General features: G+C 69.8%; 12 protein-coding genes. 5 read left to right on the top strand and 7 right to left on the bottom strand.

Features of this window, described 5'->3' with window-relative positions:
- The first annotated feature begins 49 nt into the window (after positions 1-49).
- The gene (locus ASF39_RS04915) at positions 50-238 is read left to right on the top strand and encodes a DUF2934 domain-containing protein (RefSeq protein ID WP_056281525.1); all 189 of its coding nucleotides are present in this window, start codon (positions 50-52) and stop codon (positions 236-238) included.
- Positions 239-466: 228 nt separating this feature from the next.
- Positions 467-1,342, top strand: a complete 876-nt coding sequence (locus ASF39_RS04910; protein WP_056281523.1) for a cobalamin B12-binding domain-containing protein — start codon at positions 467-469, stop codon at positions 1,340-1,342.
- Between the two features lie 171 nt (positions 1,343-1,513).
- Here ASF39_RS04910 and ASF39_RS04905 read toward each other — a convergent pair whose 3' ends face one another.
- Positions 1,514-2,041: a MucR family transcriptional regulator gene (locus tag ASF39_RS04905; protein ID WP_055880185.1), complete on the bottom strand. Its 528-nt coding sequence runs from the start codon at positions 2,039-2,041 to the stop codon at positions 1,514-1,516.
- 1,050 nt (positions 2,042-3,091) lie between these two features.
- Here ASF39_RS04905 and ASF39_RS04900 point away from each other — a divergent pair.
- Positions 3,092-6,100, top strand: coding sequence for an EAL domain-containing protein (locus ASF39_RS04900; protein ID WP_055880182.1), 3,009 nt, complete (start codon positions 3,092-3,094; stop codon positions 6,098-6,100).
- A gap of 11 nt (positions 6,101-6,111) precedes the next feature.
- Here ASF39_RS04900 and ASF39_RS04895 read toward each other — a convergent pair whose 3' ends face one another.
- Genes ASF39_RS04895 through ASF39_RS04875 form a run of 5 tightly spaced genes read right to left on the bottom strand, consistent with a single transcriptional unit; the run spans position 6,112 to position 10,471 of the window.
- Positions 6,112-6,945, bottom strand: coding sequence for an alpha/beta hydrolase (locus ASF39_RS04895; RefSeq protein WP_056281521.1), 834 nt, complete (start codon positions 6,943-6,945; stop codon positions 6,112-6,114).
- Complete coding sequence (locus tag ASF39_RS04890) at positions 6,938-7,843, bottom strand: polysaccharide deacetylase family protein (protein ID WP_056281519.1); 906 nt, start codon at positions 7,841-7,843, stop codon at positions 6,938-6,940. The genes ASF39_RS04895 and ASF39_RS04890 overlap by 8 nt, the downstream gene beginning before the upstream one ends.
- Entirely contained in the window at positions 7,840-8,619 is a 780-nt protein-coding gene (locus ASF39_RS04885; protein WP_056281517.1) for an ABC transporter ATP-binding protein, read from the bottom strand. Before ASF39_RS04885 ends, ASF39_RS04890 begins: the two co-directional genes overlap by 4 nt.
- A 53-nt stretch (positions 8,620-8,672) precedes the next feature.
- Positions 8,673-9,527 (bottom strand): ABC transporter permease, encoded by an 855-nt coding sequence (locus tag ASF39_RS04880; RefSeq protein WP_056281515.1) that lies wholly within the window; start codon positions 9,525-9,527, stop codon positions 8,673-8,675.
- Complete coding sequence (locus ASF39_RS04875) at positions 9,524-10,471, bottom strand: NrtA/SsuA/CpmA family ABC transporter substrate-binding protein (RefSeq protein WP_056281514.1); 948 nt, start codon at positions 10,469-10,471, stop codon at positions 9,524-9,526. Before ASF39_RS04875 ends, ASF39_RS04880 begins: the two co-directional genes overlap by 4 nt.
- Positions 10,472-10,602: 131 nt before the next feature.
- Between ASF39_RS04875 and ASF39_RS04870 the strand changes: the two genes are divergently transcribed.
- Together ASF39_RS04870 and ASF39_RS04865 are read left to right on the top strand one after the other, a co-directional pair.
- Entirely contained in the window at positions 10,603-11,514 is a 912-nt protein-coding gene (locus tag ASF39_RS04870) for a LysR family transcriptional regulator (RefSeq protein WP_055880166.1), read from the top strand.
- 273 nt (positions 11,515-11,787) lie between these two features.
- A complete protein-coding gene (locus ASF39_RS04865) occupies positions 11,788-12,471 on the top strand; it encodes a winged helix-turn-helix domain-containing protein (RefSeq protein ID WP_055880159.1) in 684 nt (227 codons plus the stop codon).
- Positions 12,472-12,577: 106 nt separating this feature from the next.
- Here the strand turns inward: ASF39_RS04865 and ASF39_RS04860 are convergent.
- Positions 12,578-13,493 (bottom strand): flagellin (locus ASF39_RS04860; RefSeq protein WP_280137194.1); only part of this gene is annotated, 916 nt, incomplete at its 5' end.

Raw genomic sequence — 13,493 nt, 5'->3', positions numbered from 1 at the left:
CAGGGACGATCGGTCGGCCACGGCGCCCGATCCGCACGGAGAGCGGCACATGGATGGCAAGGCCAGGATCAGCTTCGACGACATTCGCGAACGCGCCTACGAATTGTGGGAGCGTCACCACCGGCCGGAAGGCTTCGAGATCGAGTTCTGGCTCCTGGCCGAGCGGGAGTTGCGCAACGAGCGCGCCCGGCGCTCCCGGGCGGACGAACGCGTCGCGTCGGGGGCGGACCAGGACTGACCTTTAGCAACCGGACTTCGGGGAAAGCATGACTGGAACGTGCGGTTTCCTCTGGAATACCGGCGCGTTGCCGAAAAGAATCCCACAGTTGCCGGATTGCACGGACACGGCGAAAGCTTGGCCTGATTCAAGCTTTCACGCTGCCCCCTAGACGGGTCACGGTTTCGAGGTCTACCTTGAGGACGAGTCGGGTGCCAAACCCGCGACGCCACGTTCGGGGGAATCGACATGCCGGCTCAGGACACCGCGTTCTCGACGCCTCCGCCGCAGCACACCGCGATGGACGCGCACTTCGTCGCCCCCGACATCATCCGTCGTTCCGACGTGTTCGCGCGGCGCGCCAAGCTCCTGCGGATCGTCTCCGCGGACGTCATTCCCCGCCTGACCCTGCACCACCGCGCCGAGGCCCAGGCGGCCACCGCGACGCTCGCGCGCGACAACGAGATCCAGAGCCTGGCGCACCTGGTGCTCGGCACCGACCTGCAGGCGGCGATCGACTTCGTGACCGGACTGCGCGACCGCGGCGTCTCGATGGATACGCTGTTCGTCGACGTGCTGGAGCCGGCCGCCCGTTACCTCGGGCACCTGTGGGACGAGGACATCTGCGATTTCATCGACGTGACCCTGGCGGTGGGTCGGCTCCAGCATCTCCTGGCGGTCTTCAACGACACCGACGGTCTGCCGGCGATCAACAAGAAGCGCCTCGTCCTCATGACGACGATGTCCGACGAGCAGCATGTGTTCGGCGCGGCGATGGTGGAGAAGTTCCTCAGCGCCGGCGGCTGGAACGTCCAGTCGGAACCGGCGGCTCCTCGGGAGACCATCGCCTCGCTGGTGGAGCGGCGGTGGTTCGCGGTGGTCGGGCTGACCAAGAGTTGCGACCGCGGCCTCGACGAGCTCGCGGCCTTCATCGCGACGATCCGGGCGAGGTCGTGCAACCGGGCCGTCGGCATCATGGTGGGCGGTCCGGTCTTCACGGCCGACCCCGGTCTCGCCGTCCGCCTCGGCGCGGATGCCACCGCCCTCAACGCGCCCGCCGCCGTAGTGCTGGCGCAGAAGCTGTTCGACAAGGGTGCCAAGACCGGCTGGCAGGAAGGCGCCTGACACGGCTTCCGCTTGATTCAGGCGGGAACCGTATCACCGAGCCCGCGCGTCGCCCGAGCGAAGCCCGTTTCTCGCTGGCCCTGGAACCGAATACTCCCCGCAGCCGGAGTCGGCATGCGGGGACGAAGGCTGGACGGAGGCGTGCCGGTCCGAATGGACCGGTCCGTACCTTCACTCGGCCGCAGCGACCTTGCGCGGACGGCCGACGCGCCGGGGCTTCTCGGCCTCGGCCTGCTCGGTGGCCGGCTCGGAGGACTCGCTCGCCTTGGCGTCGCCCGGGGCACGGCGCTGCTGGCCGAGACCGAGGCTCTTGGCCAGGGCCGACCGCTGCTCGGAGTACGAGGGCGCCGTCATCGGGTAATCGCTGGGCAGGCCGTAGCGCTGACGATACGAGGCCGGATCGAGGCCCGCGCCGGTCAGGTGGCGCTTGAGCGTCTTGTAGGTCTTGCCGTCCACGAAGCTCACGAGGCCATCGTGGGTGATGGACTTGCGGATCTGTGCCGGCGTCGGCTTTTCGACCGGCTCTTCCTTGGGAGCGGCGGCGGAGCCGCCGGCGATGCCGCTGAGCGCCGCGTGGACGCTGCTGAGCAGATTGCCTAATTCTCCCACCGGAACCGAATTGTTCGAGACGTAGGCGGAAACGATATCGGCAGCGAGTTCGACATAGTCAGCCTGGATGGTCTGATCTGTGTCTTCCATGTCTATGACCCTTCTCTCTCTTTTGCATTTTTATCCACCGCGCCGCCCCTTCGGCGGCAGCGGTCGTCGTCGTGTCGAAACCGTCCCGGGACGTCGCGTCCCGGACCACGGTCGCCGATACCTCGCCCTGAGATTCTGTAGGGAAACCTTCTCTCGTGGCCCTCATGTACTAAAGCCACAAAGCGACATGCCTCCATGCCGCTATCGAACGATCCAACCGCAACGTTTCACACGTCGAAGGATGTGGAAACACGCAATACCGAGCAAAGTTTCATCTGGCACCCATAGAGCGGTCATTTTCCACCGCCAATTGGTATGTGGTTCCCAATAGCGCGTCACCGATCACTTCGCTGCCACGTATCACCATCCATCGTCCACCGTTGAGTCACGATGTGATGATCAAAGCGACCGTCGCTGCTTCGAACGGGCGGCCCGAGCATCGACTCCGTGGCGGATTCGATGGCGACGGTGCCGGATTCGCGCGGACGTTTCTTGTCGTTGTTCTCATGGGGCCCGCGACGGAGTCGAAACGCCGACAGGGACGGCGACCGTCCCGTGCCGCGCCTCGGCCCGCATGCGATGTGCCGAGCCGGAATGCATCGTGATGCAGACTAGTCGGGCCACCGGACGATGTTGACCTCGTCCTGTCGGCGACATGGGTGGCGCCATTGCCAAGAACAAGTCTCCCCCGACAGGAAAAATCGCCTTTCGTGACGCATCGGATGCCGATTCGTTTTTCCAACCCTGCAGATTGGACTGTCTCTTGGGTGAGGCGGCGTCTCCGGAACCTGCCGTCGGCGTGGGAGCGCTACTCCGATGCTGGCGAAGTCGCAAGCCGGTGCCTGCCCTAGCCTTCCGGTATGGCGCATTTTCGACGTTCGACGCCGGCGTCGGCGGTCTTCGTCGCACGGACCGTCGCGGAATCTGCCGGGCGGTCTCGGCACCGTCGCGGGCACTCCGAACGCGCAACGACAACACCGATGGCGGGAGGTATTCGTCAAGACATTTCGCTTAATCCCGACGGCGAAGCGGGAGAATGCAGGGAACGGGATGTCCTCTCCGGTGATCGAAGCCGAGCGTCTGGCCGCTCTGCATGCTCTCGACCTGATCGGAACCGCGGCCGAGCGTCATTTCGATGCCGTATGCCGGACCGCCCGCGACCTGTTCAGCGTCCCCATCGCGCTGGTCACCCTCGTCGACTCGGATCGCGTCTGGACCAAGGCCCGCTGCGGGATCGAGGACGCGTTCGTGTCCCGCGACATCGCCTTCTGCGCCCAGACGATCGAGTCGGACGCACCCCTCGTCATCGAGGACGCCGCCGCCGACCCGGCCTATCGGGACAATCCCCTCGTCCAGGGCGACCTTCGCATCCGGTTCTATGCCGGCATCCCCCTGGTCCTGCGCAACGGCATCCGCCTCGGCACCCTGTGCGTCATGGACACGCGGCCGCGCCGTCTGTCGCCGTCCGAGATCGGGCAGCTGCACGACCTGTCCGAAATCGTCCTGGCGCACCTGCGCCTGCACGACACCCTGCGGGCCAAGACCCGCGCCGACCTCGCCCTGAGCGACAGCGAGGCCCGATACCACTCCCTCACCGAGTCCCTGCCGCAGATGGTCTGGGTGCTGGCCGGCGAGGAGCGTCGCACCACCTACCGCAACGCCTGCTTCCGGAGCTACTACGGCGAGGATGGCGCCCCGCGCGACATCCGCCACAGCCGCAACCACCCCGACGACGTCGCCCGCATGAGCCGCGTCTGGATGGAGGCGGTGGCCGCCGGCCGCACCTTCGAGGTGGAGGGCCGCCTGCGGCGCCACGACGGCGTCTATCGGTGGCACAAGCTCGTGATGATCCCGGTCCACCGGGACGGGCGTGTGGCCGAATGGATCGGCACCGCCCTCGACATCGACGACATCATCGTCGCCCGCGACCGGCTCTCGCAGACGTCGGACCTGCTCCAGCTCGCCCAGCAGGCCGCCGGTGCGGCGGTGTGGGAATGGGACCTGGCGCACGGCGTCCTGCGCCATTCGCCCGAGAGCGCGCGCATGATTGGGCTCGACGTCCCGCCCGGTGCGACGACGGTGACCGTCGACGCGAACCACCGCACCGCACCGATCCACCCCGACGACCGCGCCGCGGTGGAGGCGGCGGACCACGACGCCATCCGGACCGGGGCTGCGAATTTCGGGGTCGAGTTCCGGGTGCTGCCGCGCGCCGGCGCCGGCGCCGGTTCAGGTTCCTGCCGCTGGCTGATGAGCTTCGGCCGGATCATCCGCGACGAGGCCACCGGCGTGCCCTCGCGCATCGTCGGGCTCAACCTCGACGTCACCGAACTGCGCATGACGCGCGAGGCCCTCGTGGAGAGCGAGGGGCGGCTGCGCGTCAGCGAGGAGCGCCTGGCGCTGGCCCTCGACAGCGGCAGCGACGGGCTGTGGGACCTCGACGTCGCCAGCGGGGCGTACTGGCTGTCCGACCGCTGCTACACGATGCTCGGCTACGCGGTCGGGGCGTTCCCCGGCACCGTCCGCACCTGGGCCGAGATGGTGCATCCCGACGACCGGGCGCAGGCCCTTCGGACGTTCGAGGACCATCTCGCCGGCACCAGCGCGGCCTACGAATGCGAGCACCGGGTCGAGACGGCGGAGGGACGCTACGCCTGGATCCTGTCGCGCGGGCGTGTCGTGACGCGCGACGGCGAGGGGCGACCGCTGCGGATGGTGGGCACCCATATCGACGTGACCGCCCGCAAGGAGGCCGAGCGCCGGGTCAACCACATGGCCCATCACGACGCGCTCACCGACCTGCCCAACCGCATCCTGTTCCACGAGCACCTCGACCGGCACCTTGCCGAGGTGAAGGCGGGCCGCGGGCGCCTCGCCCTGCTCTTCTTGGACCTCGACCGCTTCAAGACCGTCAACGACACCCTCGGCCACCTTGCCGGCGACGCTCTGCTCGCCACCATCGCGGGGCGCCTGCGGGCCGCGGTGGGCGAGGCCGGCACGGTGGCGCGCCTGGGCGGCGACGAGTTCGCCGTCATCGCCCCCGCCGCTTCCGGAACGCAGGAGACGGCCGCCCTGGCCCAGCGCATCATCGATGCGGTCGGCGAGCCGGTGGACCTCGGCGGCCGCATGGTGACGATCGGCGCCAGCGTCGGCATCACCCTGGCGCCGGACGACGGCCTGACCGCCGGCGTCCTCCTCAAGAACGCCGACATCTCCCTCTACCGGTCGAAGGCGGCCGGGCGGAACACCTACCACTTCCACGAGACCGGGATGGACGCGGCCATCGCCGACCGCAACCGCCTCGAGTTCGACCTGCGCGAGGCGGTGATCGGCGGCGCGCTCGGCCTCGCCTACCAGCCGGTCATGACCATCGCCGACGGCACGGTGTGCGGCTTCGAGGCGCTGATGCGCTGGCGCCACCCCAGCCGCGGCATGGTCTCGCCGGAGCAGTTCATCCCGCTGGCGGAGGAAACGGGGCTGATCGTGCCCCTCGGCATCTGGGCGCTGCGCGAGGCCTGCCGCGAGGCCGCCTCCTGGCCCGGCGACCTGCGGATCGCCGTTAACGTCTCGACCCTGCAGTTCCAGCAGCCGGGCCTGGAGGAAAGCGTGGTCGCCGCCCTGGCCGCCTCGGGGCTGGCGCCGCAGCGGCTCGAACTCGAGATCACCGAGAGCGTGCTGATGCACGAGGCCGATTCGGTGATCGCCTGCCTCACCCGCCTCCGGGCGCTGGGGGTGCGCATCGCGCTCGACGACTTCGGCACCGGCTACTCCTCCCTGAGCTACCTGCGCCGCTTCCCCTTCGACAAGATCAAGATCGACCGCTCCTTCATCTGGGACATCGCCGATCCGGATGCGGCCGCCGTGGTCCGCGCCGTGGTGGGGCTCGGTATGCGCCGGGGCACCACCATCACCGCCGAGGGGGTCGAGACGCAGGAGCAGTTCGAGAGCGTGCGCCGGGAGGGCTGCACCGAGGTGCAGGGCTATCTCTTCAGCCGGCCGCTTCCGGCCGAGGAGGCGCGGGCCTTCGTCCGCGAGCGCCCCCGCAGGGTCGCGGCCTGACCCCTGACCCCTCACCCCCGCGCCAGCGCCAGGGCGGCCTGGGCCAGGGCGCCGTCCGGCGCGATCATCGCGTCGAGGATCGAGAAGTGGTCGTGGCCCGCCAGCGGCAGCGGCCCGCCGGGCTCGCCGGAGGCCTGCCGCAGGGCGGCGTAGTCGCGCGACTGCCGCTGCAGTTCGGGCAGCTCGCACAGGCCGTAGGCGACCGTCACCGGCACGCCCCGCCGGCCGCCCAGGCGCATCGGCGAGAGGGTGGCGACCTCGTCCTCGGTGAGGCGCAGGGCCTCGTTGAGACCCGTGCGGCGGATCGGCGCGAGGTCGTAGATCCCGCTGATGCACAGGGCCGCGTCGACCTCCGGCCACTGGCAGGACAGGGCCGCCAGGTGCCCGCCCGCCGACCAGCCCGACGCCACCAGCCGCCGCCGGGGCCGGCCGGCGACCTCGTCCCGCGCCCGCAGGAGCCGCAGGGCGGCGCCGATCTCGTCCGCGATCTCGCTCAAGGTCGCCTCGGGCGCCAGGGTGTAGCCGATCAGCGCCACGTCGAGCCCGAGCGCCAGGGGGCCGAGCGCCATGCAGCCGAAATCCTCGCGCGCGTTGCGCTGCCAGTAGCCGCCGTGGACGAAGGCCAGGAGCGGGGCGTTCCCGCCGTCCCCCTCGAAGAGGTCGATGCGGTTGCGCGGGCGAGGGCCGTAGGGGATGTCTAGGGTGTCGGGGCGCTCGGCTCGCAGGACCGCGCTGCGGGCGCGCCAGCCGGCGAGGCGAGACGCGCTGTCGGCCACCGCGCCCCGGTTGTCGTAGGCCCGGTCGAGGGCGTCGGCGTCGAGGGTCCGCCAGTTGGCATCAGGCATCGTCGCCGCTCTCCAGATACCAGTCGACGAGGTCGCCGCCCTGCAGGAACACCACGTCCGGCCGGGCCAGGAGCGCGTCGAGCAGGCGCTCCAGCAGGCCGATCCGGTGCGGTACGCCGGTGATGTAGGGGTGGATCGCGAACCCCATCGCCTTGGCGCCCCCGAGCGGTCCCCCGCCCGCGGCCTCCGCGGCGAGGCGGTCGGCCTGGACGAGGGCGCGCTCCACGAACTCGTCGGCGCGGTGATGCTGGATCGCCAGGAGCGGGATGTCGTTGAGCTCCACCGAATAGGGCAGGGTCACCAGCGACCCGTGCGCGGTGGACAGCCGGCAGGGCCGGTCGTCGGCCACCCAGTCGCCGACGTACTCGATCCCCGCCGCCCTGAGGTGGTCCGGCGTGTCGAGGGTCTCGGTGAGTCCCGGCCCGAGCCAGCCGCGGGGCGCCGCGCCGGTGACGGTGCGGATCGCCCGGATGGTGCGGGCGATGGCCGCCGGCTCGTCGCCGACCCGGTGGGTCGGCACCTGGTGGAAGCCGTGGCCCATGAACTCCCAGCCGGCGGCGTGTGCGGCCCGGGCGATCCGTGGATAGGCCTCGCAGACCGAGCCGTTGATCGACAGGGTCGGGCGGATGCCGCGGGTCTCGAACGCCTCGAGCAGGCGCCAGAACCCCACCCGCATCCCGTACTCGTGCCAGGCCCAGTTGGGGATGTCGGGCAGGAGCGCGGCACCGGTCGGCGCCACCAGGATCTGGCGCGGCATCGGATGGTCGATGAGCCAGTGCTCGACGTTGACCACCGGCCAGACCGCGAGGTGTTTGCCTCCGGGCAGGGCGATCCTGGGACGGTCGACGGCCGCGCGGTAGGCGAGGCGGTGCTCGGGGCGGCGGAGATCGGCCGTCATGCCGCCGTGCGGGCGTGGTGGCTGTGGAGCTGGGCCGAGAGCATGCGACGCACGTCGTTGAAGGCGGGGCTCGACACGTCGCGGCGCCGGGCGAGGTCGATGGTGTGGATCGCGTCGATGCGGCCCGGGCTCGGCGACATCACCACCACCCGGTCGGCGAGGAAGATCGCCTCCTCGATGGCGTGGGTGACGAACAGGACCGTCAGCCCGGTGCGGCTCCACAGGTCCAGGAGTTCGTCCTGCAGGCGCTCGCGGGTCATGGCGTCGAGCGCCCCGAACGGCTCGTCCATCAGGACGACCTCGGCCTCGTTGGCGAGCACCCGCGCGATGGCGACCCGCTGCTTCATGCCCCCCGAGAGCTGGTGCGGATAGGCGTCGGCGAAGCGCTGCAGCCCGACCACGTCGATGTAGCGGGCGACCGTGTCGCGGATCTCGGCCGCCGGCCGGCCGCGGGATTTCGGCCCGAAGCCGATGTTGTCGCGCACTGAGAGCCAGGGGAACAGGCCGTAGTCCTGGAACACCATGCCCCGGCTCGGGGCGGGGCCGTCGATGGGACGGTCCCACATCAGCGGCTCGCCGGCGGTGGCCGTCTCGAAGCCGGCCACGATCCGCAGCAGGGTGGACTTACCGCAGCCCGAGGCGCCGAGCAGGCAGATGAACTCGCCCCGGTTCACGGTGAGGTTGGCGCCTTTCAGCGCCTCGACGGTGCGGCCGTTCACGCTGAAGGACTTCGAGACGTTGCGCACGTCGAGGATGGGGACGGTGGCATCAGCCATTGGCTTGGTCATCCATGCCTTGGTTATCCATATCTCGGTCATCCATGCCTTGGTCATCCATGGGAGGGGCTCCACGCGAGCAGGCGGCGGCCGATCAGCATGACGATGCGGTCGGAGAGGAAGCCGGCGATGCCGATCACGATCATGCCGCAGATCACGATCTCGGTGCGCGAGAGCTGGCGCGCCTCCATGATGATCGCCCCCAGTCCCGTCTGCACCCCGGTCATCTCGCCGACCACGATGACGACCCAGGCGAAGCCGAGGCCCAGCCGCAGGCCCGTGAAGATCGACGGCAGGGCCGCCGGCAGCACCACCCGGGCGAACTGGGCCGAGCCCCGGCAGCCGAGCATCGCGGCCGCCTCGAACAGGCGCGGCTCCACCGAGCGCACGCCGAAGATGGTGTTGACGAGGATCGGGTAGAACGCGCCCAGGAAGACGAGGAAGTAGGCCGAGCGCGGCCCGAGCCCGAACAGGATCATGGCCAGGGGCAGCCAGGCGGTGACCGGCACCGGCCGCAGGATCTGGAACATCGGGTCGAGGAGCTGGCGCATCAGCGGCACGCGGCCGATGAGGAGCCCGATCGGCAGGGCGGTGAGCACGGCCAGCGCGAAGCCCCCGAACACCCGCGACAGCGAGGCCCCCAGGTGCGTGAGCAGGGTCGCGCTGAAGGCGTCGTCGTTGATGCCGCCCACCGCCAGGTCGACCAGCGCCGTCCAGACCTCGGCCGGCGGCGGGATCAGGCTGTAGGGCCGCCCCGTCGTCGTCAGGTGCCAGATCAGGGCGAGCACCGCCGGGATTGCCAGGGCGAGGAGCCCTTCGCGCAGGCGTTCGAGCCGCCAGGGCGCGCGCGCCGCCGCCGCCGGCGGCGCCGTCACGGCGGCCGGGCCGGCCAGCGGGGCGGCACTCATGCGTCCCTCATCGCGTCGACGAAGCGGGTGTCGATGAAGGTCGAGAAGTCGGGCAGGCGCTTGATCTGCTTCAGGGCGAGCATGCGGTCGGCATAGATCCTGGCCTGGCCGATCTCGGTGGAGCCGAGCTTCCACTTGAGCTCGACGTTGGGGGCGGAGATCTCCAGCGCCTCGCGCTTCTGGCCGAGCTTCTGCACCGCCATGGCGATCATCGCCTCGCGGTTGTTGGCGGCGAAGTCGGTGCCCTTGCGGTGGATGTCGAGCATGGTGCGCACCACGTCGGGCCGCTCGGCGATGGTGTCGCGGTGGGCGCCGAACACCATGTTGAGGGCGCCCATCTCGGTGCCGTAGGGGTATTCGACGAGGCTGCCGACCCCGGTCGAGAGGCTGACGCCGGGGGCGGGCTCGGCGCCGACGTAGGCGTCGATGTCGCCGCGCGCCAGCGCGATGTGCATCTCGCTGAACGAGATCCGCACCGGCGTGATGTCCTTCACGCTCATCCCCTCCATGCGCATCCGCTCGAGGGCGAACACCTCCTGGGTCGAGCCGGGCCAGAGCGCCACGCGCTTGCCCTTGAGATCCTGGATGGTGGCGATGCCGGCATCCTTCTTGGCGATGATCGCCATGCCGCGGTTGCAGGTGGAGGCGACGATCACCAACGGCTCGCCGGCGGCCGCCCCCAGGGTGCCGGCGGCGATGCCGAAGGTGCCGAAATCCACCGACTTCGTCACGACGGCGTTCTTGCACTCGGTCGGGCTCTCGAAGGGGATCACCTCGACGGTGACGCCGGCCGGCGTGAACTGCACGTAGAAATGCGGGGCGATCGAATGGATCAGCTTGAGCGAGCCCATCCGGATCACGCTCGAGCCCTGCGCCCGCACCACGGCGGGGGCGGCGACGAGTCCGGCGCCGAGGCCGGCCAGGAAGGTGCGACGGCGAATCATGGCGGTATCCGGTTCCAGCGACAGGGTCCGGCGCAGGCTATGAGCAGGCCCTGTTGCATGCGAGTGCTGTTTGCTGACCGAGGCGTTGCCGAAAACGCAACGCTCCCTCGCCGTGCACCGGATCCCCGTCGATGAAGCACCTGCGCGTCCTCACCTATGTCTCGGAGATCGCGCGGCACGGGTCGATCCGGCGGGCGGCCGAGCGGCTCAACCTCACGCCCTCGGCCCTGACCCGGCAGATCCAGGACCTCGAATACGAGCTCGGCACCCCGATCTTCGAGCGGTTCGCCAAGGGCATGCGCCTCAACGCCGCCGGCGAGCTGCTGGTGCGCCACATCCGCGACCAGGTCTCGGACCTGGAGCGCGTGCGCTCGCAGATCGCCGACCTCTCCGGGGTGCGCCGGGGCCACGTCAAGCTCGCCTGCAGCCAGGCCTTCGTGAACCATGTCGTCCCCGACGAGGTCGAGGCCTACCGGGCGCCGTTCCCGCTGGTGACCTTCACGGTGCTGGTGCGCGACCACCTCCAGGCGATCGCCTCCCTCGCCCAGTTCGAATCCGACCTCGCCCTCGTGTTGCAGCCGCCGCCCTCGGCCGACCTTCAGGTGCTGTTCTCTTGCAGCCAGCCCCTCTACGCCCTGATGCGGGCCGGCCATCCGCTCTCCCGGGACGAGGGGCCGGTGCGCCTGCGCGAGTGCCTGATGCACCCGATGGCGCTGCCGGACCGGTCGCTGGCCATCCGCCACCACCTCGACGACGCGCTGGCCCGCAAGGGGGCGCCGCTGCGCCCGGCGATCGAATCGAGCTCCCTGGAATTCCTGCGCAACCTCGTCCTGCGCGAGGACGCCGTGAGCCTGCAGGTGCCCAGCGGCATCCCCGACGACCCGCGCCTGTGCCGCCGGCCCATCGACGCGCGCGACCTCGAGCCGATGTCGCTGATCCTCGGACAATTGCGCGGGCGCACCCTGCCGGTGGCCACCGCGAAGTTCGCCGACCGCTTCGCCAACAGCCTCAACCACCGCTACGGCCCGCCCGCCGGAGCCTGATGCGCAGGCGCCACAGGTGCCGGGACGGGACAGGGACGATCCGGCAGCGGAAGAATTTCGTTAACGCCACTTAATCGAAAATTAACCATTTCCCGACGAGAACGGTGTCAACACGAAATCTTGAGTTGACCCAGTCGAAGAGATCGGAAGCGAAGCAACGGCAAGTCGTTTTGCCGATGCCGCGCCGACATCGCCTCGATCTTCGCTCGAGACGACTGCCGTGGCGACGATCTTATCGTCCCACTCCCGGTTTCAGTGGGGCAATGCGCGACAATGTACATCGTGGTCGATGAGCGGTCTTCCGTAGCCACCGAGTACCTCGCCGGTTTCGACGCGCAGGGCGTGCGCGCCCTCGGCCTTCGGGCCGAGGAGTTCCAGGCCTGGCTCGGCACCACCGGATCGGACGACCTGCAGGCGGTGGAAGGCTTCGTGCTCGGCGAGAACCAGGAGCGGACCCGCTTCACGGCCGCCATCCGCAGCCTGACCCACGCCCCGATCATCGCGCTCAACGAGACCCGTTCCCTCGAACAGACCCTCGACCTCTTCACCGCCGGCATCGACGACGTCGTGCGCCGCCCGGTCCATGTCCGCGAGATCCTGGCCCGGGCCGCCGCCATCCGCCGCCGGGCCAACCGCAGCGAGGGCGTGGCCGCCCCGGCCCAGGACAAGGCCGGCCGCCTCACGGTCCATGCCGACGGCCGCGACCCGGAGATCGACGGGCAGAGCCTGATGCTGCCGCGCCGCGAGCGTCACATCCTGGAGTATTTCGCGCGCAACCGCGGCCGCCAGCTCAGCCGGCTGCAGATCTTCAACGCAGTCTATGCCGAGCACGACACCGACGTCGAGGAGAGCGTGGTCGAGGGCCATATCAGCAAGCTGCGCAAGAAGCTGCGCATGCGGCTGGGCTACGACCCGATCGAGGCCAAGCGCCTGGCCGGGTACACCTTCGTCGGCTGACGACGCGGGAGCGACCGACGACGAAGGCCACGCTTCCGGCAGGAAGCGTGGCCTTTTTCCGTTTCGGTTCCGCCCCCGGCGCGGCCGGGGGCGAAGGCAGGAGATCTTACCGGAACAGCGACAGGATGCTCTGGCTCGACGAGTTGGCGATGCTGAGCGACTGCACGGCCAGCTGCTGCTGCGTCTGCAGGGCCTTCAGCTTGGTCGACTCCTCCTCGATGTCGGCGTCCACCAGGATGCCGATGGTGCGGTCGTTGGCCTTCATCAGGGTGTCGACGAAGGTCTTCTGGCCGTCGATCTGGGTCTTGTTGGCGCCGAGCTTGGTGCCGGCGTTGGTGACGGCCGAGATCGCCTTGTCGACCTGGGTGATGATCGCCTTCAGGCTGGCATCGCCGGCGGTGCCGGTGAGGGCGCTGATGTCGATGCTGTCGACCGAGAAGGCGCCCGACACGGTGTCGAGGATGCCGCGGGCGGTGGTGGTGCCGGCGGCGGTGCCGGCACCCGAGCGGGTGTCGGTGCCCGCCGTACCGGTGCCGAAGCCGACGTCGACCAGCGTGTTGCCGGCCGTGACGGTGCCGTTGGCGACGGAGACGGTCTCGGTGGCGCCGGCGCCGGTGGTGGTGAACGACAGGCGGCCCGAGGTGTCGAGGGCGGCGGTGACGGTGCCGGCGATGTTGGAGGAGGCGGCGATCTGGTTGTTGATCGCCGAGATGAACTCCTCGGTGGTGACGGCGGCCAGGTTCACGGCGGCGGAGGCGAGGGTGGAGGCGTTGAGGGTGATGTCGTTGGCGCCGGCCGAGGTGGTCAGCGTGATCTTGACCTCGTTGGTGCCGCTGAAGTTGGCGGTGCCGGTGCCCGAGCCGAAGCCGGCGGTGCCGGTGAGCGAGGTGGTGCCGGTGACCTGGGCGGCGGTGGCGGCGGTCTGAACGCTGGCCGAGTTGGTGTCGTAGAGCTTGATCGCGTTCACATCGACGGTGATCTCGGAGAAGTTGATGGTGCCGTCCGTGGCGCGGGCGAAGCCG

Source organism: Methylobacterium sp. Leaf108 (genome assembly GCF_001423265.1).
GTDB lineage: Bacteria > Pseudomonadota > Alphaproteobacteria > Rhizobiales > Beijerinckiaceae > Methylobacterium.
The sequence above is the reverse complement of the archived record's forward strand: the minus strand, read 5'-3'. Positions and strand labels throughout refer to the sequence as shown.

What these genes read in the sequence shown, in the direction of transcription:
- ASF39_RS04915 (WP_056281525.1), top strand. Translation starts at nt 50, where the DNA reads ATGGATGGCAAGGCCAGGATCAGCTTCGACGACATTCGCGAACGCGCC.
- ASF39_RS04910 (WP_056281523.1), top strand. Translation starts at nt 467, where the DNA reads ATGCCGGCTCAGGACACCGCGTTCTCGACGCCTCCGCCGCAGCACACC.
- ASF39_RS04905 (WP_055880185.1), bottom strand. Translation starts at nt 2,041, where the DNA reads ATGGAAGACACAGATCAGACCATCCAGGCTGACTATGTCGAACTCGCT.
- ASF39_RS04900 (WP_055880182.1), top strand. Translation starts at nt 3,092, where the DNA reads ATGTCCTCTCCGGTGATCGAAGCCGAGCGTCTGGCCGCTCTGCATGCT.
- ASF39_RS04895 (WP_056281521.1), bottom strand. Translation starts at nt 6,945, where the DNA reads ATGCCTGATGCCAACTGGCGGACCCTCGACGCCGACGCCCTCGACCGG.
- ASF39_RS04890 (WP_056281519.1), bottom strand. Translation starts at nt 7,843, where the DNA reads ATGACGGCCGATCTCCGCCGCCCCGAGCACCGCCTCGCCTACCGCGCG.
- ASF39_RS04885 (WP_056281517.1), bottom strand. Translation starts at nt 8,619, where the DNA reads ATGGCTGATGCCACCGTCCCCATCCTCGACGTGCGCAACGTCTCGAAG.
- ASF39_RS04880 (WP_056281515.1), bottom strand. Translation starts at nt 9,527, where the DNA reads ATGAGTGCCGCCCCGCTGGCCGGCCCGGCCGCCGTGACGGCGCCGCCG.
- ASF39_RS04875 (WP_056281514.1), bottom strand. Translation starts at nt 10,471, where the DNA reads ATGATTCGCCGTCGCACCTTCCTGGCCGGCCTCGGCGCCGGACTCGTC.
- ASF39_RS04870 (WP_055880166.1), top strand. Translation starts at nt 10,603, where the DNA reads ATGAAGCACCTGCGCGTCCTCACCTATGTCTCGGAGATCGCGCGGCAC.
- ASF39_RS04865 (WP_055880159.1), top strand. Translation starts at nt 11,788, where the DNA reads ATGTACATCGTGGTCGATGAGCGGTCTTCCGTAGCCACCGAGTACCTC.